The following is a 25,709-nucleotide window of genomic DNA, read 5'->3' on the forward strand; positions in this document are numbered from 1 at the left end:
GTCTCAACCGGGACGACTTGCAGGGAATATGCGGCGCAGCTCAAACGCACCGCTGATCACCACGGGACGTCTTTTTGTAGGAGCGGCTTCAGCCGCGATGGGCGTTACCGGGGCGCCTCGTCGCGGCTGAAGCCGCTCCTACGGGACGACCTGGATCCGGCTCGAGTGTGGCGAACGCAACGACCAACGCTGCCCTGAAGCCGCTCCTGCACTGGCCAGTCGAGCCTCTATGCCGCGCCCAGCATCACCGTCGCGCGGCCCTCGGCCAACAACTGCCCGGCATGGCTGAGGCGGAAGGCGTACTGCTGGCTGTCCTCGGCCTGCAGCAGCACCTCGGCCTCGCCTTCGATCGGACCTGGCAGATCCTGCAGTTCGCTGACGTGCAACTGCACACCGCGCAGCGCCACCAGCATGCCCGGCCGCACCGGCGTGCCGGCGGCACGGCCGAGCAGGCCGCCGTGCACCGCCATCGCCTGCGCGCCGTATTCGCACAGGTGCAGCGCGTGCAGCCGATCGCCGCTGCGCAGCGGATGCGCGGCCTGGCGATGCGCGACGCTGCGCAACAGGACGCGCTGCGCGTCCCAGGCCACCACCTCTTCCCACAGGCACATCAGGCCCTGGTGCGGGACCAGCGCGGCGATGGCGTCGCGTCCGTGCAAGGGTTCAGTGTGCATGGCGGCTCTCCTGGGCGTCGCTGGCGGTCTCGCGCGAAATCAGCAGCGCCAGCACGAAATTGAACAACACGCCCAGTGCCACCGTGCTGCCGATCGCGCGCAACACCGGGATGCTGGAGGCGGCCAGCAGCGCGAACACCAGCAGAGTCATCAGGCTGCACACGATCAGCGCATGCAGGGTGCGCAACTGGTCGGCGCGGTCGTCGCCAGCGTGGTCGAAGAACAGCGCGTAGTCCAGGCCCAGGCCGGCGGCCAGGATCAGCGCGATCAGGTGGAACAGGTTCAGTTCGACCCCGCAGCCGCGCAGGATCGCCAGGATCAGCAGCGTGGTCAGCGCCATCGGTAGCAGCACGCGCACGATGCGCCGCGGCGTGCGCAGCGCGATCGCCACGGTCAGCGCCAGCAGCACCGCAGCCACGCCCAGCGCGGCGAGCACGCGGCCGCGGTAGGCGGCGACCAGCGATTCGGAGGCGTCCTTGAGGTCCAGCAGTTGCGCGCCGCTGCCCTGCACCGCCCGCGCCAGTTGCGCCGGATCGCGCAGCCCGGTCAGCGACACCAGTGCGGTGGTGCGGTCCGGACGCTCCAGCAGCAGGCCGCCGACCGGGGTCGCCAGCGGCGTGCCGTGCAGGTCGCGCGCGGTCAGCAGCGGCGCACTGCGTGCGACCTGCAGGTCGGCCAGGAACGGCGCGAAGGCGTTGGCGCGGAACGGCGTGGCGGCGACCGCCGCGGCGGTCATCGCCTGGGCCTGCGCCGGATCGGGCAGAGCGGCCTGGCGCCGGCGCTGGGTGGCGGCGCTGGGCAGGTAGCGCGCGGCCATGTCGTAACCGGCCAGTTCGCCCTGCGCCACCAGCGCATCCAGGCGCGGACGCAGGCGCTCGGACGCGGCCAGCGCGGCCTCGGCCGAGGCCGCCGGCAACGCCAGCACGTAGCGCACGTCGGGCGCGCCCAGTTCCTGGCGCAGGTGCGCGTCGCGGGCCAGGCCGTCGGCCGGCACCGGGGTCAGCTTGGACAGGTCGTTCTGCCAGAACGGCCCCGGCGCGAACACGATGACCGCGGCCGCCAGCAGGGCCAGCGGCAGCAGCGACCAGCGCGGCCGCGGCAGCCGCGCGATGCCGCGCCACAGCCGCTCCAGCATCGGCGAATCGGCGTGGTCGCGCGGCGAGGGGTCGATCAGCGCCGGCAGCAGCAGGCGCGTGGTCAGCGCCGCCACCAGCAGGCCGGCAATGGTGAACACCGCCAGCTGGCGCAGGCCGTCCACGCCGGAGAACAGGAAGGTGACGTAGGCGATGCAGGTGGAGACCACGCCGGTGGCCAGGGTCGGCCACAGATGGCGGGCGTTCTCGCGCGGGTCCAGGCCCGGGCGCTGATGGCTGAACAGGTGGATCGGGTAGTCCTGCACCACGCCGATCAGAGTGAAGCCGAACGCCACGGTGATGCCGTGCACGCCGTCGAACAGCAGCGCCACCGCGCCGAGGCCGGCCAGGCCGGCGCTGGCCAGCGGCAGCACGCCCAGCACCGGGATCTTCCAGCTGCGGTAGGCCACCAGCAGCAGCACGATCAGCCCCACCGTATCCAGAGTGCCGATCCACTGCGCCTCGTTCTGGGTGCGCCCGCCGATCTCCACCGAGAACGCGCCGGGACCGGTCAGGGTCAGCTTGCTGCCGGTGCCGGCGCTGACCTTGGCGAAGGCGGCGTGGATCGCATCCACCGCGCGCTGCTGGCCGGTGGGGTCGAAGCCGGCCGCGCGGGTCTGCGCCACCAGCAGCGCGTCCTTGCCGGCGCGGTCGAACCACACCCAGTCGCGCTGCTGCGGGCCGCCGGCCGGCTGCAGGCTCTCGGCCAGGTGCAGCACTTCCAGGGTGGGATCGCGCGGCAGCAACGGCTCCACCATCGCCGCCGCCGGCGAACCCAGGTCCTGCAACCGTGCCTGCAGCGCATCGCGCAGGGTCGGCGCATCCAGCGGCCTGGCGTCGAAGCTGTCGCTGAGCAGGTAGCGGTACGGCAGCAGGCGCGGCGGGATCGCGTCCAAGCCGGCATCGGCGCCGTTGGCGACCAGTTCGAACACGTCGCGCTGCGCGGCCAGTTCGGCATGCAGCGCCTGCGATTGCCGCGCCAGCGTGGCCGCATCGGCCCCGGACAGCGACATCAGCAGCAGCCGCGAGCCGGGGCCTTCGCCGAGTTCGTCGAGCAGGAGTTTCTGCGCGGGAGTGCGGGCTTCCGGCATGAATTTACGAAGATCGCCCGACACCTGCAGCGCATTGCCCAGCCAGATCCCGGCCACGGTGAGCAGCGCCAGCCACAGCAGCGCCAGCGAGATCCGCATCTTCGAACTGAGTTGGCGTGTCACGACAGCCGCTCCCCAAACGCCCACTCGTTCAGACCCGGGGCCGCGGGCGCGGCATCGGGCATGACTGACCGCCGCCTGCTACCGCGGGCCGGCATGAATTTGCGCAAGTCGCCCGACACCTGCAGCGCATTGCCCAACCAGATCCCGGCCACGGTGAGCAGCGCCAGCCACAGCAGCGCCAGCGAGATCCGCATCTTCGAACTCAGGGCTCGCGTCATCGCCGCATCCCCACGCCGCCCTGCGCCGTGCGATCAGCCACCGCACGCGCAGCCGTCAGGCCGGCAGCACGCTGCCGGCGGGCGCCTCCAAGTGCGGGGATCACGCCGCGTCGCCGTGGCACAGCGCGGTCAGCGCGGCGCCGTCGGCAACGGCGCTGGCGGCCTGCGCGGCGCCGGCCAGCAGGGTGCGCTGGACGTCGCCCTTGGCCGGGATGGTCTCGATGCAGCGCAGTTCGGCGCCACGGCCGTACAGGTGCAGGCTGCGCACGTGCACGGCCATGGCCGGATCCTTGGGCTGCAACTGCAGCTGCCAGCGCTCGCGGGTGCCGCTGCTGCTGATGTCGAACTGCTGCTGCAGCAGCGCGCGGTCGCCGGACAGCAACGCGCCGAAGCCGCTCTGCAGGCCGGCCAGTTCCGGCACGCGCGCCAACGAGAAGCGCCGCGGCGGCTTGCCGTCGCGCTCCAGCGTGGCGTCGCCGCCACGCAAGGTGGTGGTCTCGTGGTACGGCGCGGTGACCTCGCGCACCAGGGTCTGCGCGTCCGGGCGGCGGTACTCGCCCTGTACCCGCAGCGGCGCCTTCAGCAGCGCCGAGCCGCGCAGTTCGACGAAGGCGGTGCTGACCGGCGCCGGCCGCGCCAGCTTCTGCAGGATCCAGTCGGCGTCCGGCGCCTCAGGCGATGCGGCGCTCAGCGGTGCGGCGCTGCACAGCAGTATCAGCATCCACGGCAAGGTGCGGCGCATCGGCATGGCGGTTGTTCCAGAAGTCGTAGAAATTGAACCAGTTGTAGGGCGCGGAGCGGGTGTAATGCTCCAGCCTGGCGGCGTAATCGCGGATGAGCGCGGCCAGCACCGGCGCACGCTGCCGACGCGGCAGGTCCAGGCCTTCGCTGAAGGTCTCGAACACCAGCTCGTAGCGGTTGCCGCCGCGGTACAGGCCGAACGCCAGCACCACCGGCACCTTGAGCGCCGCGGCGATCAGCCACGGCGAGGTCGGGAACAGCGCGCCCTGGCCGATGAACGCGGCCGGCAGCGCCGGATCCTCCGGGCGTGGCCGGTCTACCAGCAGCGCGACCAGCGCGCCCTCGTCGGTGGCCTGCTTGATCGCCATGACGATCGAGGTGCTGTCCATGCCGGCGTCGATGATGTTGGCGGCCAGCTGCGGATTCAGCGCGCCGAGCAGCTCGGTCATCGCCGGGTTGTGGGCCTTGTCCAGCACCACCTTGACCTGCACGTCCGGACGCTCGGTGGCCAGCACCCGCAGCGCGTCGAAGCTGCCCAGGTGCGAGCCGAAGATCAGCACGCCGCGGCCGCGGTCCATCTGCGCGTGCAACTGGTCCAGACCGCGGATCTGCACCCGGAAGCGGTGCATCTGCCCGCACAGCATGAACACCCGGTCGAGGATGGTCGAGGCGAAGGTGTGGATGTGCCGTGCCACCTCCAGCAGGGTGGCCGGGCGGTCGAACACGCGGCTCAGGTAGTGCCGCGAGTCGCGCCGCTCCGGGCCGCGCACCAGCAGGAAGTACAGGGTGATCGGGTACAGCAGCAGGCGACCGACGGCGCGGCCGCCGTAGCGGGCGATGCTGCGGATCAGCCACAGGGCGAAACGGCCGCCGCCTTCCGGGCGGTGCTTCCAGCCGGCGCTCACGGCGCGGCCTCGGCGTTGAGTTCGCCGCTGACCAGCAGGTCCTCGCCGCGCAGCACGCGGAAGCGCCAGCGCGGTGCGGCGCCGTCCAGTTCCACCCGCGCCGGCTGGCCGGGAAACAGCGGCTGCACGAACTTCACCTGCGGCAGGCGCAGCGGCGCGCGCGCGCCGTGCGCCGCCTCCACGGCCTGCAGCACGTGGTCCAGCACCACGACGCCGGGCACCACCGGGCGGCCCGGGAAGTGGCCGGGCAGGCTGGGATGATCATGCGGTACGACGAATTGCATACGGGCGACTCATATCCTGGGTTCGAGCATCGCACGGACGGCCTGGTGCGCGCGCTGGGTCACTTCCTGGCGAGTCAGCGGGCCGTCCTCGCCGTTCACCCGGATCGGCGTGCCGATCCGCACCCGGATGAGGCCGGGCCGGACCCGGAACAGGCTGGTCGGCGGCAGCACCTTGCCCGCCCCGTCCAGCGCCACCGGCACCACGTCCACCCCGGCATCGATCGCGGCCTGCAGCAGCCCGGCCTTGAACTCGGCCAGCGCGCCGCTGCGGCTGCGGGTACCTTCCGGGAACAGGCACAGGTCCTGGCCACGGCGCAGCAGCGCCGCCGCCTCGCGCCGCATCATCGCCCCGGCGCGGCGGCTGTCGCGGTCCAGGAACAGCATGCCGGTGTCGCGCGCATACCAGTTCACGAACGGCACCTTCAGCATCTCGTCCTTGAGCAGGAAGCGCAGCGGCACCGGCAGCGCCATGAACAGCGCGCAGATGTCGATGATCGACTGGTGGTTGCTGACGAACAGATGGTTGCGCGACCAGTCCACCCGCTCGCGGCCCTCCACCTGCAGTCGCGCCCCGGCGCCGAACAGCAGCACCGGCGCCCAGAAGCGCGCGGCCATGCGCAGCGGCAGGCGCGGCCCGCTCAGCCGCAGCAGCACCAGCGCAACGACGATGCCCAGCGCGGTGTGCGCCAGGGTGAATGCCAGTTGCAGGGCGTTCCACACCGCCCAGGCCATGCGCGAAGGCATCCCAGCCTGCGGCAACTTGCTGTTTTCCTTGATGATCTGCACGACCCTTGCGTCCCCTGCACTCCCGCACGTCAGCGCAACAGATCGCGCCAGAAAACCGGCCCCAGCCGCGCCAACCGGTGCAGGAAATCGGGCAGATTACGGTAGGGACGCTGCGGAAACCAGCGCCCGCGCAGCAGGTACTCGCCGACGAAGAAGCCGCCGATGACCCCGTAGCCCAGCAGATTGGCGAACAGTGAGGCGCGCGCGTCGCTGATCGGCAGCGGCGCGGCCAGGCCCAGTTGCGCCAGCACCCCGCTGGGCTGGGCGCACAGCGCCAGCACCAGATTGAGCAGGGTCAGCGCCACCAGCAGCAGGGTCCAGGCCAGGGTCAGGCGGCGGGTGTAGCGCAGCTGCTCCGCGGTGATCGGCATGCCGGCCTGGCGGTACAGGGCCTCGACGATGCGGGTGATCAGCGGCGTGCGCCCGCGCTGCAGGCTGCGCCCGAAGAACCAGGCCACCCAGGCGGTGAACAGCACCGGCGGCGCGGCCAGCAGCAGCAGCGCGTGCGGCGAGCGCCACAGCGGCACCAGCGCCGCCGTCGCGGCGATCGCCAGCGCCCAGGCCCAGGGCCGCCAGCGCGCCATCGGCTCCACCAGCACCATCAGCACCAGCGCCGCGCCGGCCAGCACCGCCAGGTCCGGGCGGTGCGCGGCGTTGGCCCAGTGCGCCAGCGGCGAGTAGGCCAGCGCCAGCAGCACGCCCAGGGCCAGCGCCCAGGGCGCGGCGTCGGCCGGCTCAGCTGGTCTTGTTGGCTTCGACATGCGCCGACAGCGCGCGCAGCGAGGCGAAGATGCGGCGGTTCTCGTCGTTGTCCGAACGCAGCTGGAAGCCGTAGCGCTTGCTGATCGCCAGCGCCAGCTCCAGGGCGTCGATCGAGTCCAGCCCCAGGCCGGTATTGAACAGCGGCGCCTCCGGATCGATGTCGCCGGGCTGGACGTCTTCCAGGTTCAGGCTCTCGACCAGCAGCTCGGCCAGTTCACGTTCGGCGGCGGTTTGCGAAGACATCCAGGGGCTTCCAGGCGTAAGGACGGGTGCGACAAGATGGTGCATCGGGCGCTGCGGCGCAACCATCGGCCCGCGAACGGCACGCTATCATGCCGTTTCGCCCCGCCGTTGCGCCGCAGGTTCCCTCAGGATGACGTCCCCCGCTGTTGCTTCCCCTCCCCCCACCGCAAGCGCCATCGAGGCGGAAACGCCCGACGTGCTGGTGATCGGCGGGGGGCCGGCCGGCTGCGCGGCGGCGATTGCCCTGGCGCAACGCGGCTGGCGGGTGACGGTGCTGGAAAAGGACCACCACCCACGCTTCCACATCGGCGAATCGCTGCTGCCGATGAACATGCCGATCCTGCAGCGGCTGGGCGTGCTCGACCAGGTGCGGGCGATCGGCGTGCTCAAGCTCGGCGCCGACTTCCCCAACGACGCCGGCGGCTACAACACCTTCCGTTTCGCGCACGCGCTGGGCGCGCAGTCCGACTTCGCACTGCAGGTGCCGCGCGCCGACTTCGACCGGGTGCTGTTCGCGCATGCGCGCGCGGTCGGCGCCGACGTGCACGAGGGTGTGCGCGTCGAGGCGGTGAAGCTGGACGGCGAGACGCCGACGGTGCAGGCGCGCAGCGCCGACGGCGTGCGCCACTACCGGCCGCGCTACCTGATCGACGCCAGCGGCCGCGACACCTTCCTCGGCAACAAGCTCAAGCTCAAGCGCGCCAACCCGCGGCACCAGTCGGCGGCGCTGTTCAGCCATTTCCGCGGCGTGGCGCGACGCCCGGGCGAGGACGCCGGCAACATCAGCATCTACCGCCACGCGCACGGCTGGATGTGGCTGATCCCGCTGCCCGACGACGTGATGAGCGTGGGCGCGGTGTGCGACCCGGAATACATGAAGACCCGCCAGGGCTGCGACAGCGAGACGTTCCTGCTGCGCACGCTGGCACTGAATTCGGACGTGGTGGCGCGCATGGCCGACGCGCAGCGCGTGGCACCGGTGCATGCCACCGGCAACTACGCCTACGAATGCACGCGCATGAGCGGCCCGCGCTGGCTGATGCTCGGCGACGCCTACGCCTTCGTCGACCCGATGTTCTCCTCCGGCGTGTACCTGGCCATGCACAGCGCCGAGCGCGGCGCAGCCATGGTCGACGCGGCGCTTCGCGACCCGGCCCGCGAAGCGCGACTGCAGCGACGCCTGGAGCGACACCTGCGCGGCGGCCTGGACGAGTTCAAGTGGTTCATCTACCGCTTCACCTCGCCGACCATGCGCGAGCTGTTCGCGCAGCCGCGCAACGTTCTGCAGGTGGAGCAGGCCGTGGTGGCGATGCTCGCCGGCGACGTCTTCGACAACCGTGCGGTGCTGCGCCGTCTGCGGGTGTTCCGTGCCATCTATGCGCTGTCCGCGGTGGCGATGCTGCCGCGGGCATGGCGCGCCTGGCGCCACCGCCGCCGCCAGGCCCGCGAATCGTTCCACGGCGACACCTTGCACGGAGACACCCCATGAGCCGCCCGCACCTGCAGTTTCCACATCACACGCAGGGCCATCCGCAGTTGCAGGTGGACTATGTCGCCGAGACCGACCCCAGCCAGTGGCTGGCCGAGGACCGCGTGCTGGCGGTGTTCGGCTTCGGCGAGACCGCGCCCTACCACGAGGACCCGCGCTACCTGCGGGTGCCGCTGCAGCCGCATGGCCCGCGCATGCTCGAGGTGTGGCGCACCGACGCCCCCGTGCACAGCGGCCGCGACGGCGCCATCGCCTGGGCCAGCGACGGCCGCCTGCAGTTCGGCGTCATCGAGATCGACGAGCGCCAGGTCGACCTGGACATCGAGGAAGCCGCCGCGCTCGCCTACGCGCAGCTCAGCGCCTTCGTCGCCGGCAGCGCCACTCCGCGCCTGCTGCGGATCTGGAACTATCTGGACGCGATCACCCTTGGCAGCGGCGACCGCGAGCGCTACCGGCGCTTCTGCGTCGGCCGCGCGCGCGGGCTGGGCGATTTCGACGCCACCCAGTTGCCGGCGGCGACCGCGGTCGGCCGCTGCGACGACGCACGGGTGATGCAGATCTACTGGCTGGCCGCCGCGCAGGCCGGCACCCCGCTGGAGAACCCGCGCCAGGTCAGCGCCTACCGCTATCCGCGCCAGTACGGCCCGCAGCCGCCCAGCTTCGCCCGCGCCATGCTGCCGCCGGCCGGCAGCGACATGCCGCTGCTGCTGTCGGGCACCGCCAGCGTGGTCGGCCACGCCTCCATGCACCAGGGCCAGCTACTGGCGCAGTTGGAGGAAACCTTTGCCAACTTCGACGCCCTGCTGGCGGCCGCGCGCGAGCACGCCCCGGACCTGCCGCCGCAGTTCGGCGATGGCACCCGGCTGAAGGTCTATGTGCGCGAGCCCGGCGACCTGCCGCTGGTCGCCGATGCCCTCGATGCCCGCTTCGGCGAGCGCGTGCCGCGCCTGCTGCTGCACGCGGTGATCTGCCGCGACGAACTGGCGGTGGAGATCGACGGCGTGCATGGTTGAACGGCAACGCAAGATCGTCCTGGTGTCCGGCGCCCCCGGTGCCGGCAAGACCACGCTGGCGGTCCCGCTGGCGGCGCACCTGGGCTTTCCGCTGTTCTGCAAGGATTTCATCAAGGAGACGCTGACCGACGCCCTGGGCGATGGCGGCGGCGATCTCGCCGCGTCGCGCCGTCTAGGCGGCGCCGCGATGGAGATCCTCTGGTCGCTGGCACAGCGCAGTCCGCACGCGGTGCTGGAAGCCAACTTCCGACCCCGCAGCGACTACGAACGCGGCAGGATCGCCGCACTGGAGGCGAGGCTGGTGGAAGTCCATTGCCACTGCGGCCATGACGAGACCCTGCGCCGCTTCCGCGCGCGCGCCGCGACGGGCACGCAGCATGCGGCGCACCCTCTGCGGGAACTGCCGCCCGACCTGCTTGCCGACTATCCCGGCCCGATCGGCCTGGGGACGGTGATCGACGTGGACACCCGCATGCCGGTGGATCTGCCGCACCTGTGCGCGCAGGTCGCCGCCGCGCTTTCCTGAGCGGGTACCGGCAGGATCGCGGCAGAACCGGTTATGCCGCAGCGACGGGCATGCCTGCGCATGCGAGGCGACCTGCCGCGAGACAGGCTCGGCGTATCGCAGACGTCGGGGTCGCTTGGCCGCTTGCCAAGCCGGCTTGATCCCGATCCCGGCGCGGTCGACCGCCCCGTCAGTCCTCGCGCGCCGCCAGCAACGCCAGCATGCGATCGCGCGGCAGCTTGCCGGTCTCGTTGCGCGGCAGGGCGTCGAGCAGGCGCAGCCGGCGCGGCAGGAACACCGGGTCCAGTTCGCGGCGCAGCGCGGCCAGGATCGCGGCCTCGTCCAGGGTCGGCGCCACCACCACCGCGGCGATGCGGCCCACCGCCTGGCCGGGTTCCGGATCCAGTTGCAGCATGGCGCCGTCGACCACGCCCGGCAGCGCCAGCAGGCGCCGGGTGAGATCGGCCAGCGAGGCGCGCTTGCCGGCGATTTCCAGCAGGTCGGCCTGGCGCCCGCGCACCTGGAAACGGCCGTCGGCGTCCACTTCCATCAGGTCGGCCAGCAGCACCGGCTGCGGCAGGTGCGGCGCGTGCACCAGGGTGCCGTCCGGCTGCGGCGCCACGCGCACGCCCGGCAGCGGTGTCCACGGCACTTCGCAGGCGGTGCGGCGGCTGGCGAACACGCAGGTCTCGGTGGAACCGAACATCTCGCGCACCTCGCCGCCGAAGCGCGCCTCGGCGGCGGCGGCCAGGTCCTGCGCCAGCGGCGCGGTGGCCGAGACGATGCCGGCCAGCGGCGGCAGGACGACGCCGGATTCGACCAGCGCACGCAGATGCACCGGCGTGGTCACCAGCAGCCGCGGCGCCGGCAGCTGCGCCAGTGCGCGGGCCACGTCCTCGGGAAAGAACGGACGCCCGGCGTGCACCGCCAGCGGCGTCACCAGCGGCAACAGGATCGACAGCTCCATCCCGTACATGTGCTGCGGCGGCACCGTCGCCACCACCTGCGGCACCGCCGTCTCCGGCCACAGCCCGACCAGTGCCAGCAGGTCCTGGCGAGTACTGGTGAGGAAGCTGCCCCAGGTCTTGGGATTGGGCTTGGGCGCGCCGGTGCTGCCGGAAGTGAAGCCGATCGCCACCAGCGCGTCGTCGGCCAGTTGCGGCATCGGCCCGTCCAGCGACGGCAGCGCGTCCGGCAACTGCCAGTAGCGCGGCGGCGGCTCGGCCAGCGCCAGGTCGCCCAGGCAGTAGCAGTCGGCATGAGTGCGCTGCACCTCGGCCACCACCGCCGGCGCGCGCGAGGACGGCAGCAGCGAGGTCTGCCCGCGCAGCGCCACCGCGCAGAACGCGACCATGAAGCGGTAGCGGTCCTCGCACAGGTTCAGCGCATGCCGGCCGGCCGGCAGCACCGCGGCCAGGCCGCGCACGTGGCCGAGGAAGGTGGCCAGGTCGATGTGCTCGCCGTTGGCGAAGGCCAGCGGGCGCCGCGCGTCGCCGACGGCCAGTGGATGCAACAGGGGCGAAGCGGGAATCTCGGAGGAAACGGCGGACATGCAGGGCGCGGCTCGGGCAGGCGGTGACCCGCACGGCGCGGGGAGCCGGTAGCTTGGCCGCCACCGCCGCCGCTGGCAAGCCGCCCGGCCGCGGCCGCGGTCAGTGGTGGTAGCCGGTGTCGGCGGTGATCTTGCCGCGGAACACCCGGTACGACCACGCCGTGTAGCCCAGGATCACCGGCAGCAGCACCGCCAGCCCGACCAGCACGAAGCCCTGCGAGGACGGCGGCGAGGCCGCTTCCCAGATGGTCAGCCCGGGCGGCACGATGTTCGGCCAGATGCCCAGCACCAGGCCGAAGAAGCCGAGCACGAAGAAACACAGGGTCAGCACGAACGGGCGCGCATCGCGGCCCTGCGCCATCGCCGCGCGCCACAGCGCCAGCGCGTTGACCAGCACCAGCAGCGGCACCGGCGACAGCCACCAGAAGTTCCCGTCGTGAAACCAGCGCGCCATGATCCGCGAGTCCAGGAACGGCAGCCAGGCGCTGACCAGGCCCATGAACACCACCACCACCAGCACCAGCGGCCGGGTCAGGGTGCGGGCGATGCGCTGCATCGCGCCCTCGGTCTTGAGAATCAGCCAGCTGCCGCCGAGCAGCGCGTAGCCGAACACCACCGCCGCGCCGGTGAGCATCGAGAACGGACTGAACCAGCCCAGCACCCCGCCCAGGTACTTGCCGTCCTGCAGCGGCATGCCTTCCACCAGCGCGCCCAGGATCACCCCCTGCCAGAACGCCGCGCACAGCGAGCCCAGTGCGAATGCCCAGCCCCACAGGTACTTGGATGTGCGCGCCTTGAAGCGGAACTCGAAGGCCACGCCGCGGAACACCAGCGCGATCAGCATCAGCAGCACCGGCAGGTACAGCGCCGACAGCACGATCGCGTAGGCCTTGGGGAACGCCGCCAGCAGGCCGGCGCCGCCGAGCACCAGCCAGGTCTCGTTGCCGTCCCAGATCGGCGCGGCGGTATTCATCATCAGGTCGAGCTGCTCCTCGTCCTCGGCGAACGGCGCCAGGATGCCCAGACCGAGCACGAAGCCGTCCAGCAGCACGTACATCAGCACGCCGAAGCCGATCACGCCGAACCAGATCACCGGCAATACGGTCGCCATGTCCATCAGCGGGTCTCCTCGATGTCGTCGTCGGCCGCCGACAGCGGCCGTGCCGGGGTCTTGTCGCCCTCCTGCATGCGCGGCGCCGGCTCGTGCGGCAGCGGCCCATGGCGCAGCATGCGCAGGATGTACCAACTGCCGAAGCCGAACACCAGCGCGTAAGCGAGCACGTACACGCTCAGCGAGATCCACACCATCGCCGGGCTGACCGGGCTGACCGCGTCGCGGGTGTGCAGCAGGCCATAGATCACATACGGCTGGCGCCCGATCTCGGTGACGAACCAGCCGGCGACCAGGGCCACGAACCCGGCCGGCAGCATCGCGTTCCACGCCAGGTGCAGCGCGCGCCGGCGCAGCAACGTGCCGCGCCACCAGAAGAACAGCGACACCAGCGCCAGCAGCAGCATCGCCATGCCCAGCCCGACCATCACCCGGAACGCGTAGAACACCGGCTTCACCGGCGGCCGCTCGTCCCGCGGCACCGCGGTCAGCGGGGTGATCTCGCCATCCAGCGTATGGGTCAGGATCACGCTGCCCAGGCGCGGAATGGTCACCTCGTAGTCGTTGCGCTCGGCGGCCTCGTTGGGCACCGCGAAGACCACCAGCGGCACGCCCTGCCCCTTCGCCTCGCCATGCCAATGCCCTTCCATCGCCGCCACCTTGATCGGCTGGTGCTCGAGCGTGTTCAGGCCATGCGCATCGCCGGCGGCGATCTGCAACGGCAGCGCGATCGCGGCGAACGCCACCGCCAGCTTGAGCATGCGTCCGGCCGCGTCCAGATGTTCGCCCCGACGCAGATACCAGCCGCTGACCCCGCCGATCACGAAACAGGTGGTGATGAAGGCGGCCAGCACCATGTGCGTGAGCCGGTACGGGAACGACGGGTTGAAGATCACCTCGCGCCAGTTGGCCGGGTGGAACACGCCCTCGACCACGGCGTAGCCGGCCGGCGTCTGCAGCCAGCTGTTGGCCGACAGGATCCAGAACGTGGAGATCAGCGTGCCGATGGCGACCAGGCAGGTAGCCAGGAAGTGCAGCTTTTCCGGCACCTTGTGCCAGCCGAACAGCATCACCCCGAGGAACGAGGCTTCCAGGAAGAATGCGGTCAGCACCTCGTAGCTGAGCAGCGGGCCGAGGATGTTGCCGGCACGTTCGCTGAGCACCGCCCAGTTGGTGCCGAACTGGAAACTCATCACGATGCCGCTGACCACACCCATGCCGAAGGACACGGCGAAGATCTTCAGCCAGAAGAAGTACAGATCGCGCCACACCGTGTCGCGGGTACGCAGCCAGCGCCACTCCAGGAACGCCAGCCAACTCGACAGGCCGATGGTGAAGGCCGGGAACAGCACGTGGAAACTGATGACGAATCCGAACTGGATGCGCGACAGCAGCAGGGCGTCCATACATAGCGCCTGAGGCAGCGGAAACGATGCCTATTGTTGGTGCAGCGCGGCGAAATGGGATGTGACGGTTTGTCGCAGCGCCTATATCACCCCAGGGTTGGCGCAACCGCGAGAGCGGAAAGAAGGCTCTGTTCGAGGCTCGGTTCATCGGACCACGTCTCAAGCCCGGCGCCTCCCTCAATCAGACAGCGCCAGCTCCACCTGGACTTCCTTTTTGCATCGCATGCCCACCTCGGGAAACGTCCACTGTCCGACAGCGTCAAGCACCGCTTCAGCGTATCCTGAATCGGAGAATTTTCTTTTCTCCAACTGTTTGACATCGACCCTCGATATTTCGGCAAACGATACGTCGCCATTCCTTTCGATCACGATCGCGACGTAGATCGAGCCCATGAACAGGCTTCCCGTGCGCCCTGGCAGCGCTGGCCGAATGGTTTCGAGTGGGCGCAAGCTGGACGCGCAGTCGGTCTTCGGCAAGTCGTGCGTTTGCTGTCCGCCACCTGTTGCAAGCGCCGCCAACACAAGCACACTTTTCATGATTCCCTCGCGTTTGCATACTTGCTTGCCCGGTGGCGCGCCGACCTTGGCCTGCGTCATGCCAGGCCGTCGTGACCTGAAGCAACGCGCGGTGTGACGAGCGATCATGGCGCAGCCACCGCGTGCGCCGATCTACCCGGCGCGTGTCCGCCAGCACCGTCGCCAAGACTACAAGGCCTAGGCTTCCAATGCCGCCCATGACCAACGGCGCAATCGCGCCTCCCTGGCGACTGCTACCCTTGCGGTTTGCCGTTCGCCCGGAATTCCAGATGCGTCGTCTCGCCCTGAGCGCTGTTGTGTTGCTGTCCCTATCCTGCCTGCCGCCGCTGGCCGCGGCCCAGGAGGCCGCCGCCCCGCTGACCATCGAGCAGGCCATGGCCGATCCGGACTGGATCGGGCCGCCAGTCGAGGACGCCTGGTGGGCCTGGGACGGGCACCAGGTGCAGTACCAGCTCAAGCGCACCGGCAGCCCGGTGCGCGACACCTACCGCCAGGGCGTCGACGGCGGCGCCGCGCAGCGGGTCGAGGACGCGCAGCGCAACACCCTGGACGCGGCCAATCCGGTCTATGACGCGCGCCGCCAGCGCATGTTGTTCGTGCGCAACGGCGACGTGTTCCTGCGCGACCTGCGCAGCGGCGCCCTGACCCAGCTGACCCGCAGTAACCAGGCCGCCGCGCGGCCGCAGTTCACCACCGATGGCGGCGCGCTGTGGCGGGTCGGCAACGACTGGTACCGCTGGAGTCCCGGCGGCGGCGTGCAGCAGGCCGCGGTGCTCAAGGCCGAGCGCGATCCCGATGCCGCGCCCAAGCCCGACGTGCTGCGCGACCAGCAGCTGCGCACCCTGGAAACCCTGGCCCGCGACCGCGCGCAGCGCGAGCTGCTGCGCCAGCAGGAGCAGGCCTGGCGCCGCGCCGACAGCAGCCGCGCGCCGGCGCCGGTGTACCTGGGCGACGACGTGGTGGTCGACGACAGCGCGCTGTCGCCGGACGGCCGCCACCTGCTGGTGGTCACCCACGCCAAGGGCGCCGAGGAAGGCCGCGACAGCAAGATGCCCAAGTACGTGACCGAGTCTGGCTACGCCGAGTTCCAGGAAGCGCGCACCCTGGTCGGGCGCAATTCGCCGGTGGCGCAGACCCTGTGGCTGGTCGACGCGGTGGCCGGCAGCGTGCGCAAGCTCGACCTGTCGGTGCTGCCCGGCATCGGCACCGATCCGTTGGCGGCGCTGCGCAAGGCCGCCAAGCAGGAGCCGCTGCAGGGCCCGCGCGCGGTGCGCGTGGAGACCGACGGCGACGGCAGCGGCGCCTCCATGCACTGGAGCGAGGACGGCCGCAGCGTCGCCGTGCTGCTGCGTGCGGTGGACAACAAGGACCGCTGGATCGCCAGCGTCGATCTGGACAAGGCGGTGCTGCAGCCGCGCCACCGCCTCACCGATCCGGCCTGGATCAACTGGAGCTTCAACGATTTCGGCTGGATGCCGGACAACCAGACCCTGTGGCTGCTGTCCGAGCAGTCCGGCTATTCGCACCTGTACACCCAGCGCGGCAACGAGAAGCCGCGCCAGCGCACTTCCGGCAAGTGGGAAGTGTCGGCGCCGGTGGTCAGCGCCGACGGCCAGGGCTTCCTGTTCCTGTGCAACCGCAAGTGGCCGGGCGACTACGAGGTGTGCAAGCTCGACCTGCGCAACGACAGCGTCGCCGAGCTGACCTCGCTGGACGGCGTGGAGGACTTCGCGCTGTCGCCGGACGGCCAGCAGTTGCTGGTGCACTATTCCGGCCCCTACCTGCCGCCGCAGCTGGCGGTGCTGCCGGCCGCCGGCGGCAACGCGCGCGTGCTCACCGACACCCGCAGCGCCGCGTTCAAGGCGCGCCCGTGGGTGCAGCCGCAGTTCGTGCAGGTGCCGTCCAAGCACGGCGCCGGCACTGTCTGGGGCAAGTACTACGGTCCGGCGCAGCCGGAGCCGGGCAAGCATTATCCGGTGGTGATGTTCGTGCACGGCGCCGGCTACCTGCAGAACGTGTCGGCGCGCTACAGCCCGTACTTCCGCGAGCAGATGTTCCACAACCTGCTGGTGCAGAAGGGCTACATCGTGCTGGATCTGGACTACCGCGCCAGCGCCGGCTACGGCCGCGACTGGCGCACCGCGATCTATCGCGACATGGGCCACCCGGAGCTGGAGGACTACCTGGACGGCCTGGACTGGCTGGTCGACAGCAAGCAGGGCGACCGCAGCCGCGCCGGCATCTACGGCGGCTCCTATGGTGGCTTCATGACCTACATGGCGCTGTTCCGCAGCCCTGGCACGTTCAAGGCCGGCGCCGCGCTGCGCCCGGTGGCCGACTGGAGCCAGTACAACCACGAGTACACCTCCAACATCCTCAACACCCCGGACCTGGACCCGGAGGCCTACCGCACCTCCTCGCCGATCGAATACGCCAGCGGCCTGCGCGACCACCTGTTGATCGCCCACGGCATGGTCGACGACAACGTGTTCTTCAAGGACTCGGTGGACATGACCCAGAAGCTGATCGAGCTGCACAAGGACAACTGGGAGATCGCGCCGTACCCGCTGGAGAAGCACGGCTTCACCCGCGCCGATTCCTGGCTGGACGAGTACAAGCGCATCCTCAAGCTGTTCGAGCGCGAGCTGCGCTGAGCCGAGTGCGCGCCGAGGTGCCTGCCGTCGACGTGCGGCAGGCGCCGGGGAGCCCTCAGCGCGGCGACCGCAGGACACCGCCAACCTTCTGCACCCGCCACGCATCACGCCATCGCGTAGGAGCCGCTTCAGCCGCGACGCGTTACCGGGAACGCACCGTCGCGGCTGAAGCCGCTCCTACGCAGGCGCCCACAGCCGCCGGACCCGGCACTGCCTGCGCCCCAGCGGTTTTGGCAGCCCCGGCCCGGACGGCAACGGACGACCTTGCCGTCGGCCAAGCGCCAGGCACATGCGCAGGGGGACACCATCGCGCGCCCAACCGGCTTGCGCCCGGGTCCGCCATCCCTATCCTTGCCGGACTGCCGCCGGTGCTGCGCCGCCAGCGCCGCCCCGCCCGAAGGACCGCCGATGTCGCCCCCGCCCCTGCCAGCCGCCCGCAACCAGACCATCGACGCGATGGCCAAGCTCACGCTGCTGCTGGGGGTGCTGTCATTGCTGTACGGGATTGGCCAGGCGCTACTGCTGCTGGCATTGCCGGACGGGGCGATCGAGGGCGTGCTGCGCGAGGCCGGCCTGCCATTGCCGCCCCTGCTGCAGTGGTGCGTGACCCATGCGCTGGCGCTGTCCTGGCTGACCGCGCTGCTGTCCGCGGCGCTGGGCGCGGCGGCGTGGGCGCTGCTGCAGCGGCGCGACTGGGCGCGGCGGGCATTCATCGTGTTCCTGGTAGTCACCGCCGCGGCCAACTTCGCGGCGCTGCCGCTGCTGTGGCAACTGTTCGACCTGCTGCATGCGTGGACCCTGCAGCAGGGCGTCGACCCGCAACAGCTCCAGCACGACCTGGCCCTGGGCCGGATCACGCTCATGGTCAGCGGCGCGCTGACCGCCCTGGTCTTCGCCGGCCTGCACGGCTGGCTGGTCTACCAGCTGTGCCGCCCCGCGATCCGCGCCGAGTTCCGCCGTTGACGCACCCCGACCGCTCTGCCCCGTCCGTGCAGCCGGCCGCAGACGGCTGACACAACGAGCTTCTAGAATGGCGGCATGCATACCTTCGACCGTGTCCGCGACTATCTCACCGGCCTGCAGGACCGCATCTGCGCGGCGATCGAGGCCACCGACGGCCAGGCCCGTTTCGCCGAAGACCTGTGGCAGCGCGCGGAGGGCGGCGGCGGCCGCACCCGCATCCTGCGCGACGGCGCGGTGTTCGAGCAGGCCGGCATCGGCTTCTCCGACGTCGCCGGCACCCGCCTGCCGCCCTCGGCCAGCGCCAACCGCCCGGAACTGGCCGGCGCCTCCTGGCGCGCGGTCGGGGTGTCGCTGGTGTTCCACCCACTCAATCCGTACATCCCCACCACCCATGCCAACGTGCGCTACTTCGAGGCGCAGCGCGATGGCGTCACCGTGGCCTGGTGGTTCGGCGGCGGCTTCGACCTGACCCCGTACTACCCGTTCGACGAGGACGCCCGCCACTGGCACCAGACCGCGCACGACCTGTGCGCGCCGTTCGGCGAGGACCGCTATCCGGCGCACAAGCGCTGGTGCGACGAGTACTTCTTCCTCAAGCACCGCAACGAGACCCGTGGCGTCGGCGGCCTGTTCTTCGACGACCTGCACGCCGATTTCGAGCGCGACTTCGCCTACCAGCGCGCGGTCGGCGACGGCTTCCTCGACGCCTACCTGCCCATCGTGGAACGCCGCCGCGGCCAGCCCTGGGGCGAGCGCGAGCGCGAGTTCCAACTGTACCGCCGCGGCCGCTACGTCGAATTCAACCTGGTCTACGACCGCGGCACCCTGTTCGGCCTGCAGAGCGGCGGGCGCAGCGAGAGCATCCTGATGAGCCTGCCGCCGCGGGTGCGCTGGGAATACGGCTTCCAGCCGGAACCGGGCAGCGCCGAGGCGCGCCTGGCCGAATACCTGGTGCCACGCGAGTGGCTGGCGTGAGCGCGCCGGCGCGCACCGCGGTGCTGGGCCGCGAGGACAAGCGCGCCATCGCCGAACAGCTGCAGGCCTACCTGCGCACCGAGCTGCAGCAGCAGGTCGGTGCGTTCGAGGCCGAATTCCTGCTCGACTTCGTCGCCGAGCGCATCGGCCCGCACTATTACAACCGCGGCCTGCACGATGCCCGCACCACGCTGGCCGCGCAGATGGACACCCTGGACGACGCGCTCTATCAATTGCAGCAGCCGACCGACGCGCGCCGCTGAACGCGGCAGCAGACGCCGGGGAATGCGGCGCCGAAAAACTGCGGGCATAAAAAAGCCCCGCGGACCAGGGGGAGGTCGGCGGGGCCAGGGAACGGAGACTTGGGGAGGAGTCGCCGTTCCTGGATCTGCTCCAGGGGATGGGAGGAGATCCGCGACAGGTATTGCGCCTGTCGAGGGATATAAGAACATTTCCCACCTTGCTCGTTCGTGAAGATTTAAGTTAAAAATTTGTCAGATTAAGGACGGATTCATTCGCAAAATCCGCCCGAAATAAACCGCGTCAAAATTCCGTTCAGCCGCTGCAGCGCCGCGCGCCGCAGGGTGTGACGCCAGTTGGAATTCCAGGCGCTTCAGCGCGCCACCGGGTCAAAAAAACAGCGCGAATGGGAAAGCGAAAATCACTGGCGGGATAATCCGTCCAAAAACCCGATTCAATTTTCCGCGAGCCGGCACGCGCGATGTCTACGCAAGGCACCGCAACGTCATGCCGAGTCCTGGATCCATCTCCAGGACCAGCGCGCTCAATGCGCCTCGTCCCAGTTGTCGCCCACGCCGCTGTCCACCACCAGCGGCACCTTCAGTTCCGCCGCAGCGGACATCCGCCCGGTCACTTCCGGCAGCAAGGCGTCGACGAAGTCGGCATCGGCCTCGAACACCAGTTCGTCGTGCACCTGCAGGATCATCAACGCGCGGTCGCGGTGGTCCTGCAGCCAGGCGTCCACGCCGACCATGGCGCGCTTGATGATGTCGGCGGCGGTGCCCTGCATCGGCGCGTTGATCGCGGCACGCTCGGCGCCGGCGCGCAGGCCCTGCTGGCGGGCGTTGATGTCGTTCAGGTACAGGCGGCGGCCGAAGAGGGTCTCCACGTAGCCCTGGGTGCGCGCCTGCTCGCGCATGCGTTCCATGAAGTCGCGCACGCCCGGGTAGCGGCTGAAGTAGAGCGCCACGTAGTCCTGCGCCTCGCCGCGGCCGATGCCCAGGTTGCGGGCCAGGCCGAACGCGCTCATGCCGTACATCAGGCCGAAGTTGATCGCCTTGGCGGCGCGGCGCTCGTTGCCGGTGACCTCTTCGAGCTTACGCCCGAATACCTCGGCGGCGGTGGCGCGGTGCACGTCCACGCCGCTGCCGAAGGCACGCAGCAGGCCCGGGTCCTCGGACAGGTGGGCCATGATCCGCAGCTCGATCTGCGAGTAGTCGCAGGCGATCAACTTGCGCCCCGGCGGGGCGACGAAGGCGCGGCGGATGCGGCGGCCGTCGTCGGTGCGGATCGGGATGTTCTGCAGGTTGGGATCGGAGGAGGACAGCCGCCCGGTGGCGGCACCGGCCTGGTGGTAGCTGGTGTGCACGCGGCCGGTGTCGGGGTTGACCATTTCCGGCAGCTTGTCGGTGTAGGTGCTGCGCAGCTTGGCCAGGCCACGGTATTCCAGGATCACCCGCGGCAGCTCGTGCTGGTCGGCGATCGCCTCCAGCGCCTCCTCGTTGGTGCTGGGCTGGCCCTTGGGCGTCTTCAGCACCGCCGGCAGCTTCAGTTCGTCGAACAGCACCGCCTGCAATTGCTTTGGCGAGTCCATGTTGAAGCTGCGCCCGGCCAGTTCGGTGGCCTTCTGCTGCGCGGCCAGCATGCGCTGGCTCAGCTCCTGGCTCTGCTTGCGCAGCTCGGCGATGTCCACGCACACCCCGTTGGCCTCGACCCGCGCCAGCACCGGCACCAGCGGCATCTCGATCTCGCGGTAGACCCGCGCCAGCGCCGGCTCGGCCTCCAGTTGCGCCGACAGCGTGCGGTGCAGGCGCAGGGTGATGTCGGCGTCCTCGGCCGCGTAGCGGGTGGCGTCGTCGATGGCCACCTGCGAGAAGGCGATCTGCTTGGCGCCCTTGCCGGCCACGTCCTCGTACTTGACCGTGTCGTAGCCCAGGTAGCGCCGGGCCAGCGAGTCCATGTCGTGGCGGCTGGCGGTGGAATTGAGCACGAAGCTCTCCAGCATGGTGTCGTCGGCGTAGCCCTGCACCGCCACGCCGTGGCGGCGCAGCACGTGCAGGTCGTACTTGCCGTGCTGGCCGACCTTGGCCTTGGCCGGGTCCTCCAGCAGTGGCTTGAGCATCTCCAGCGCCAGCGCGCGATCCAGTTGCACCGGCGCGCCCGGGTAGTCGTGGCCCAGCGGCAGATAGTCGGCGCGGCCCGGCTCGGTGGCGAAGCTGAGCCCGACCAGGTTGGCGCGCATCGCGTCCAGCGCGTCGGTCTCGGTATCGAAGGCGAAGCCGTCGGCGGCGCGCAGGCGCACCAGCAGTGCTTCGAATGCCTCGGGTGTGGTCACCGCGGTGTAGTCGCCCTTGGCGGCCAGTGCCGGGTCCAGCGCCGTATCGGCGGCCGGCGCCGCGGCCCGGGCATAGCCGGCGGCGGTGCCGCGCAGGCTGGGCGTCGCCTCGTTGGCGGCCTCCGGTGCGGCCACGCCGCCGTCCAGGTCACGCAGCGCCTGGGTGAAGCCGTAGCGCTGGTACAGGCCGCGCAGCTGCTCCGGCTCCTGTTCGCGCAGGCCCAGGGTGCGAGGGCCGCCGGGCAGCGCCACGTCGGTCTTGATGGTGACCAGTTCGCGGTTCAGCGGCAGGCGCTGCAGCGCCGCGCGCAGGTTGTCGCCGATCTTGCCCTTGATGCTGTCGGCGTGGGCGATCACCCCATCCAGCGAGCCGTACTCGGCCAGCCACTTGGCCGCGGTCTTGGGCCCGCACTTCTCCACCCCGGGCACGTTGTCGATGGCGTCGCCCATCAGTGCCAGCAGGTCGACGATCTGGTGCGGCCAGACCCCGAACTTCTCCATCACCGCCGCATCCGAGTCCATGCGGCTGCCGCTCATGGTGTTGACCAGTTGCACGCCGGGGCGCACCAGCTGGGCGAAATCCTTGTCGCCGGTGGAGATGGTGACGTCCAGGCCGTCGCCGGCGCCCTGCAGGGCCAGGGTGCCGATCACGTCGTCGGCCTCGACCCCGTTCTCGCGCAGGATGGTGATGCCCAGCGCATGCACGATCTGGCACATCGGCTCGACCTGCGCGCGCAGCTCGTCGGGCATCGGCGGCCGGTTGGCCTTGTACAGCGGATACAGGTCGTCGCGGAAGGTCTTGCCCGGCGCATCGACCACGAAGGCCACGTACTCGGGGCGCTCCTTGAGGGTGGCGCGCAACATGTTGACCACGCCGAACAGCGCGCCGGTGGGCTCGCCGGCGGCATTGGTCAGCGGCGGAAGCGCGTGGAACGCGCGATACAGGTAACTGGACCCGTCGATCAGGACTAATCGGCTCATCGGTCAATTCTACGCTGCTGCGTGTAGCCCCTCTCCCGTTGGGAGAGGGGTTGGGGTGAGGGTGCGACGCGAAGCGTCTCGCTGATTTGATCCACGAGGCTGCGCCCGTACCCTCATCCGCCCCTGCGGGGCACCTTCCCCCCAAAAGGGGGCCGTGGTCCCGACGGGAGAAGGGAACAGCAAGAGCCCCTCTCCCACCGGGAGAGGGGTTGGGGTGAGGGTACGGCGCGAAGCGGCGCGCTGACCTGGATCCACGAGGCTGCGCCCGTACCCTCATCCGCCCCTGCGGGGCACCTTCTCCCGACGGGAGAAGGGAACAGCGAGCCCCTCTCCCACCGGGAGAGGGGTTGGGGTGAGGGTACGGCGCGAAGCGTCGCGCCGACCTGATCCACGAGGCTGCGCCCGTACCCTCATCCGCCTCTGCGGGGCACCTTCTCCCAAAGGGAGAAGGGAGCCGCACGAGCCCCTCTCCCCCCGGGAGAGGGGTTGGGGTGAGGGTACGGTCACCATTCGCACACCGCACGCGGACACTCGGCGCATACTCTGCGCATGTCCTGCCTGTGGAGTACACCGCAATGAAAGCCCTGATCCTCGTTCCGCTGTTGCTGCTGGCGGGCTGCGCCTCGACCGGCCTGGGCCCGGACGGTGCACCGATGGATGTGCGCGGCGCGGAAACGACCCAGCGCAAGATGGACAACGGCGATACCGTCGACGAATACCGCGTGGGTGGCCAACTGCGCATGGTCAAGGTGACCCCGGCACGCGGCCCGGCCTACTACCTGTACGACCGCAACGGCGACGGCCATATGGAAGTGGACGGCAGCAAGGACAATGTGTCGCCCGTGTACTGGAAGCTGTACAGCTGGTGATGTCGCGCCCGGCGCGCCGCCCAACGGCGGCGCGCGTGAGGGTGAGCGCATCTTCCCGATCTGCCGGACGGACGGATGCACGTGCGTATCGGGCGCCAGCCCCCTGTCGCGGCGTCGCCTCTCGGCGCAGCCGCGTGACAGGCCGAAGCGTATCGGCACAGTCATAGGTCGCTGCCGCCAGCGGCAGGATGCCGAATGCCGGCCTCAAGCGGTTTCGGCACCGCGCCGACATCGGCGCGGCGCGCCCGCACGTCAGCGGATCACCAGCACCGGCACTTGGCTGTTGGCGAGCACTTCCGCCGTCTGGCTGCCGAGCAGCACCCGGCTCATGCCGCGGCGGCCGTGCGAGGTCATCACGATCAGGTCGCTGTTGCAGGCCACGGCCATGTCGATGATGCCCTCGGCGGCGTAGCGGTCGAGCACGTGACGGCCGTGCGCGGTCACCCCGGTCGCTTCGGCGGCGGCCAGCGCCGGCGCCAGGATCTTCTGCGCGCCAGCTTCGCGGTCCTGGCGGTATTCGGGGCTGGCCTCGTAGCCCACGCTCCAGCCCATCGCGTCGTACATGCCCATCGCCCACGGCTCGGACACGGTGACGATATCCACCTCCGCGCCGAGCGCGGCGGCCAGCGCCAGGCCCTGTTGCAGGCCTTTGGCGGACAACTCGGAACCATCGATGGCGATCAGGATGCGCTGGTACATGGCGGTGCTCCGGTAACGCCGCGCGTGGCGGCCAGGAAAGCATTGCACACCCGCTGCGCAGCGCCCGCCTTGACCCGGATCAAATTCAGTCGCTGTGCGGCTTCAGCGGGCGTGCCGGATTGCCGGCCACGCGCGCGCCGGCCGGCACGTCGCGGGTGACCACGCTGCCGGCGCCGATCACCGCATCGTCGCCGATGGTTACGCCCGGCAGCACGATCGCGCCGCCGCAGATCCAGACATTGCGGCCGATCATGACCGGCCGCCCCAGCTCCAGCCCCTCGGCGCGCTGCGCGGCCTCGCGCGGATGATCGGCGGCGTACAGCTGCACCGCCGGCCCGATCTGGGTACCGGCGCCGATGTGCACCGGCGCCACGTCCAGGATCACGCAGTTGAAGTTGAGGAACACGTCCTCGCCCAGGTGGATGTTGTAGCCGTAGTCACAATGGAACGGTGGCCGTACCACCGCGCCGCGTCCGACCGAACCCAGTCCTTCGACCAGCAATGCGTGCCGCCGTGCAGATGGCTCGGCCAGCGCCGCGTTGTAGCGCCGCATCCAGGCACTGGCCGCGTCCTGCTCGGCCTGCAGTTGCGCATCGTTGGGACGATACGCCTCGCCGGCCAGCATCTTCTCTTTTTCGCTTCGCATCCTTGCCCTCCCAGGCAGTGGTCGAAGGGGAATGATCGCATCGCGCTGCGTCACGGCGCGTGTCCTTGGCGGTGACGCGCAGGCGGCAGCCACGGCCACGTCGTGACCCACAGACCACGCCGCATTCACCGTCCAGCAACGCCTACGCGTCCGATCATCGAACGCCCGTGCCGGCACATTCCAGCCCACGTGGACTCTCTCCCAGACAAAGGCGGTGCGCGATGTCCGAACGTGTGGAAGCAGGTCAGATGGTGTTCGTCGCCGATGGCGAGGTCGGTGTGGGGGCAGTGCGCGAAGTCCGCGACGGCGGCGCCACGTTCGTCGTCAATATCGAGAACGGCGGCGACTTCGTGGTGCCGGCGAGCGCAGTGCGCGACGTGCACTTCGGCAAGGTGATCCTGGCGGTCGAGCACCTGCCGGCGCCGCTGCGCGAGGCGTTGCGGCATCCGCATGCTGCGGAGCTGCCAACCTCGACCTATGCCGCCAGCGATCCGAGCGACGGGGCGCTGAAGGACTGAGGCGGCACACTTCCAGCTGCAACACCGAAGCTGCGATGCAGCCGGAGTCCGGGGGTTGCGCACTTGGCGGCCGTCCACAGTGGGACAGAGCCGGACGAACAACGCTGTCGCCAGGCGCTGGAGGGATACCGCTGTCGCGCGGTCTTCCCGGGATCACAGCCCGGGACCCGTGGCACCGGGATGAACGGCATTGCCTGGCACCTGCGTGACCGGGCCGGGCAAGTGCGACGGCGACGGCGGCAGGTGCTAACGTTCC

At 70.3% G+C, this 25,709-nt stretch carries 25 protein-coding genes; 9 read left to right on the forward strand and 16 right to left on the reverse strand.

The window, feature by feature from the left end:
- Positions 1 to 227 precede the first annotated feature (227 nt).
- The 9 genes from AC1PLR_RS20300 to xanC all read right to left on the reverse strand — a co-directional run bounded on the left by AC1PLR_RS20300 (position 228) and on the right by xanC (position 6,960).
- Positions 228 to 659 carry a hotdog family protein gene (locus tag AC1PLR_RS20300; protein ID WP_481103650.1) on the reverse strand — a complete coding sequence of 144 codons (432 nt, stop codon included), beginning with the start codon at positions 657 to 659 and terminating at the stop codon, positions 228 to 230.
- A 4-nt stretch (positions 660 to 663) separates the two neighbouring features.
- A complete protein-coding gene (locus AC1PLR_RS20305) occupies positions 664 to 2,997 on the reverse strand; it encodes an MMPL family transporter (RefSeq protein WP_481103651.1) in 2,334 nt (777 codons plus the stop codon).
- Positions 2,998 to 3,017: 20 nt separating this feature from the next.
- Positions 3,018 to 3,239, reverse strand: coding sequence for a hypothetical protein (locus tag AC1PLR_RS20310; protein WP_481099329.1), 222 nt, complete (start codon positions 3,237 to 3,239; stop codon positions 3,018 to 3,020).
- 100 nt (positions 3,240 to 3,339) lie between these two features.
- Positions 3,340 to 3,987: a LolA-related protein gene (locus AC1PLR_RS20315; RefSeq protein ID WP_481102134.1), complete on the reverse strand. Its 648-nt coding sequence runs from the start codon at positions 3,985 to 3,987 to the stop codon at positions 3,340 to 3,342.
- On the reverse strand, positions 3,911 to 4,885 hold the full coding sequence (locus AC1PLR_RS20320; protein WP_010342700.1) for an LpxL/LpxP family acyltransferase: 975 nt from the start codon (positions 4,883 to 4,885) through the stop codon (positions 3,911 to 3,913). Before AC1PLR_RS20320 ends, AC1PLR_RS20315 begins: the two co-directional genes overlap by 77 nt.
- Positions 4,882 to 5,169, reverse strand: coding sequence for an ApeI family dehydratase (locus AC1PLR_RS20325; protein ID WP_017914445.1), 288 nt, complete (start codon positions 5,167 to 5,169; stop codon positions 4,882 to 4,884). Before AC1PLR_RS20325 ends, AC1PLR_RS20320 begins: the two co-directional genes overlap by 4 nt.
- A 9-nt stretch (positions 5,170 to 5,178) precedes the next feature.
- Positions 5,179 to 5,928 carry a lysophospholipid acyltransferase family protein gene (locus tag AC1PLR_RS20330; RefSeq protein ID WP_371180688.1) on the reverse strand — a complete coding sequence of 250 codons (750 nt, stop codon included), beginning with the start codon at positions 5,926 to 5,928 and terminating at the stop codon, positions 5,179 to 5,181.
- A 56-nt stretch (positions 5,929 to 5,984) separates the two neighbouring features.
- Complete coding sequence (locus AC1PLR_RS20335) at positions 5,985 to 6,716, reverse strand: COG4648 family protein (RefSeq protein WP_371180636.1); 732 nt, start codon at positions 6,714 to 6,716, stop codon at positions 5,985 to 5,987.
- Positions 6,691 to 6,960: a xanthomonadin biosynthesis acyl carrier protein XanC gene (gene xanC, locus AC1PLR_RS20340; protein WP_003470209.1), complete on the reverse strand. Its 270-nt coding sequence runs from the start codon at positions 6,958 to 6,960 to the stop codon at positions 6,691 to 6,693. Before xanC ends, AC1PLR_RS20335 begins: the two co-directional genes overlap by 26 nt.
- 130 nt (positions 6,961 to 7,090) lie before the next feature.
- Here xanC and AC1PLR_RS20345 point away from each other — a divergent pair, with 130 nt between their 5' ends.
- Genes AC1PLR_RS20345 through AC1PLR_RS20355 form a run of 3 tightly spaced genes read left to right on the forward strand, consistent with a single transcriptional unit; the run spans position 7,091 to position 9,988 of the window.
- Positions 7,091 to 8,449, forward strand: a complete 1,359-nt coding sequence (locus tag AC1PLR_RS20345; protein ID WP_481102135.1) for an NAD(P)/FAD-dependent oxidoreductase — start codon at positions 7,091 to 7,093, stop codon at positions 8,447 to 8,449.
- Complete coding sequence (locus AC1PLR_RS20350; RefSeq protein WP_193314733.1) at positions 8,446 to 9,462, forward strand: chorismate transformation FkbO/Hyg5 family protein; 1,017 nt, start codon at positions 8,446 to 8,448, stop codon at positions 9,460 to 9,462. Before AC1PLR_RS20345 ends, AC1PLR_RS20350 begins: the two co-directional genes overlap by 4 nt.
- Positions 9,455 to 9,988: a P-loop nucleotide/nucleoside kinase family protein gene (locus tag AC1PLR_RS20355; RefSeq protein ID WP_481102136.1), complete on the forward strand. Its 534-nt coding sequence runs from the start codon at positions 9,455 to 9,457 to the stop codon at positions 9,986 to 9,988. Before AC1PLR_RS20350 ends, AC1PLR_RS20355 begins: the two co-directional genes overlap by 8 nt.
- Before the next feature lie 169 nt (positions 9,989 to 10,157).
- Here the strand turns inward: AC1PLR_RS20355 and AC1PLR_RS20360 are convergent, their stop codons facing one another.
- The 4 genes from AC1PLR_RS20360 to AC1PLR_RS20375 form a co-directional block, all read right to left on the reverse strand.
- Complete coding sequence (locus tag AC1PLR_RS20360) at positions 10,158 to 11,519, reverse strand: AMP-binding protein (RefSeq protein WP_481102137.1); 1,362 nt, start codon at positions 11,517 to 11,519, stop codon at positions 10,158 to 10,160.
- Between the two features lie 100 nt (positions 11,520 to 11,619).
- Entirely contained in the window at positions 11,620 to 12,636 is a 1,017-nt protein-coding gene (gene cydB, locus AC1PLR_RS20365) for a cytochrome d ubiquinol oxidase subunit II (RefSeq protein WP_010342708.1), read from the reverse strand.
- Positions 12,636 to 14,036, reverse strand: a complete 1,401-nt coding sequence (locus AC1PLR_RS20370) for a cytochrome ubiquinol oxidase subunit I (RefSeq protein ID WP_371180644.1) — start codon at positions 14,034 to 14,036, stop codon at positions 12,636 to 12,638. Before AC1PLR_RS20370 ends, cydB begins: the two co-directional genes overlap by 1 nt.
- A 177-nt stretch (positions 14,037 to 14,213) precedes the next feature.
- Complete coding sequence (locus AC1PLR_RS20375; RefSeq protein ID WP_481102138.1) at positions 14,214 to 14,633, reverse strand: hypothetical protein; 420 nt, start codon at positions 14,631 to 14,633, stop codon at positions 14,214 to 14,216.
- Between the two features lie 209 nt (positions 14,634 to 14,842).
- On the opposite strand from AC1PLR_RS20375, the gene AC1PLR_RS20380 reads away from it, so the two are divergent.
- The 4 genes from AC1PLR_RS20380 to AC1PLR_RS20395 all read left to right on the forward strand — a co-directional run bounded on the left by AC1PLR_RS20380 (position 14,843) and on the right by AC1PLR_RS20395 (position 19,428).
- Positions 14,843 to 17,227, forward strand: a complete 2,385-nt coding sequence (locus AC1PLR_RS20380) for a S9 family peptidase (RefSeq protein WP_481102139.1) — start codon at positions 14,843 to 14,845, stop codon at positions 17,225 to 17,227.
- 408 nt (positions 17,228 to 17,635) lie between these two features.
- The gene (locus AC1PLR_RS20385) at positions 17,636 to 18,190 is read left to right on the forward strand and encodes a hypothetical protein (protein ID WP_481102140.1); all 555 of its coding nucleotides are present in this window, start codon (positions 17,636 to 17,638) and stop codon (positions 18,188 to 18,190) included.
- Positions 18,191 to 18,265: 75 nt separating this feature from the next.
- Positions 18,266 to 19,165, forward strand: a complete 900-nt coding sequence (hemF, locus tag AC1PLR_RS20390; protein ID WP_481102141.1) for an oxygen-dependent coproporphyrinogen oxidase — start codon at positions 18,266 to 18,268, stop codon at positions 19,163 to 19,165.
- A complete protein-coding gene (locus AC1PLR_RS20395; RefSeq protein WP_267119671.1) occupies positions 19,162 to 19,428 on the forward strand; it encodes a DUF2164 domain-containing protein in 267 nt (88 codons plus the stop codon). Before hemF ends, AC1PLR_RS20395 begins: the two co-directional genes overlap by 4 nt.
- A gap of 521 nt (positions 19,429 to 19,949) precedes the next feature.
- Here the strand turns inward: AC1PLR_RS20395 and polA are convergent.
- Positions 19,950 to 22,721, reverse strand: coding sequence for a DNA polymerase I (gene polA, locus AC1PLR_RS20400; RefSeq protein WP_481102142.1), 2,772 nt, complete (start codon positions 22,719 to 22,721; stop codon positions 19,950 to 19,952).
- A 575-nt stretch (positions 22,722 to 23,296) separates the two neighbouring features.
- On the opposite strand from polA, the gene AC1PLR_RS20405 reads away from it, so the two are divergent.
- Entirely contained in the window at positions 23,297 to 23,590 is a 294-nt protein-coding gene (locus tag AC1PLR_RS20405; RefSeq protein ID WP_017910345.1) for a DUF2782 domain-containing protein, read from the forward strand.
- A gap of 252 nt (positions 23,591 to 23,842) precedes the next feature.
- On the opposite strand, the gene AC1PLR_RS20410 is transcribed toward AC1PLR_RS20405, so the two are convergent.
- Together AC1PLR_RS20410 and AC1PLR_RS20415 are read right to left on the reverse strand one after the other, a co-directional pair.
- Positions 23,843 to 24,289 carry a universal stress protein gene (locus AC1PLR_RS20410; RefSeq protein ID WP_481102143.1) on the reverse strand — a complete coding sequence of 149 codons (447 nt, stop codon included), beginning with the start codon at positions 24,287 to 24,289 and terminating at the stop codon, positions 23,843 to 23,845.
- A gap of 85 nt (positions 24,290 to 24,374) precedes the next feature.
- Positions 24,375 to 24,935: a sugar O-acetyltransferase gene (locus tag AC1PLR_RS20415; protein ID WP_481102144.1), complete on the reverse strand. Its 561-nt coding sequence runs from the start codon at positions 24,933 to 24,935 to the stop codon at positions 24,375 to 24,377.
- Between the two features lie 221 nt (positions 24,936 to 25,156).
- Here AC1PLR_RS20415 and AC1PLR_RS20420 point away from each other — a divergent pair, with 221 nt between their 5' ends.
- Positions 25,157 to 25,453, forward strand: coding sequence for a hypothetical protein (locus AC1PLR_RS20420; protein ID WP_481099343.1), 297 nt, complete (start codon positions 25,157 to 25,159; stop codon positions 25,451 to 25,453).
- Positions 25,454 to 25,709: the final 256 nt, after the last annotated feature.

The sequence above is a fragment of the Xanthomonas sp. NCPPB 3570 genome (assembly GCF_056725115.1).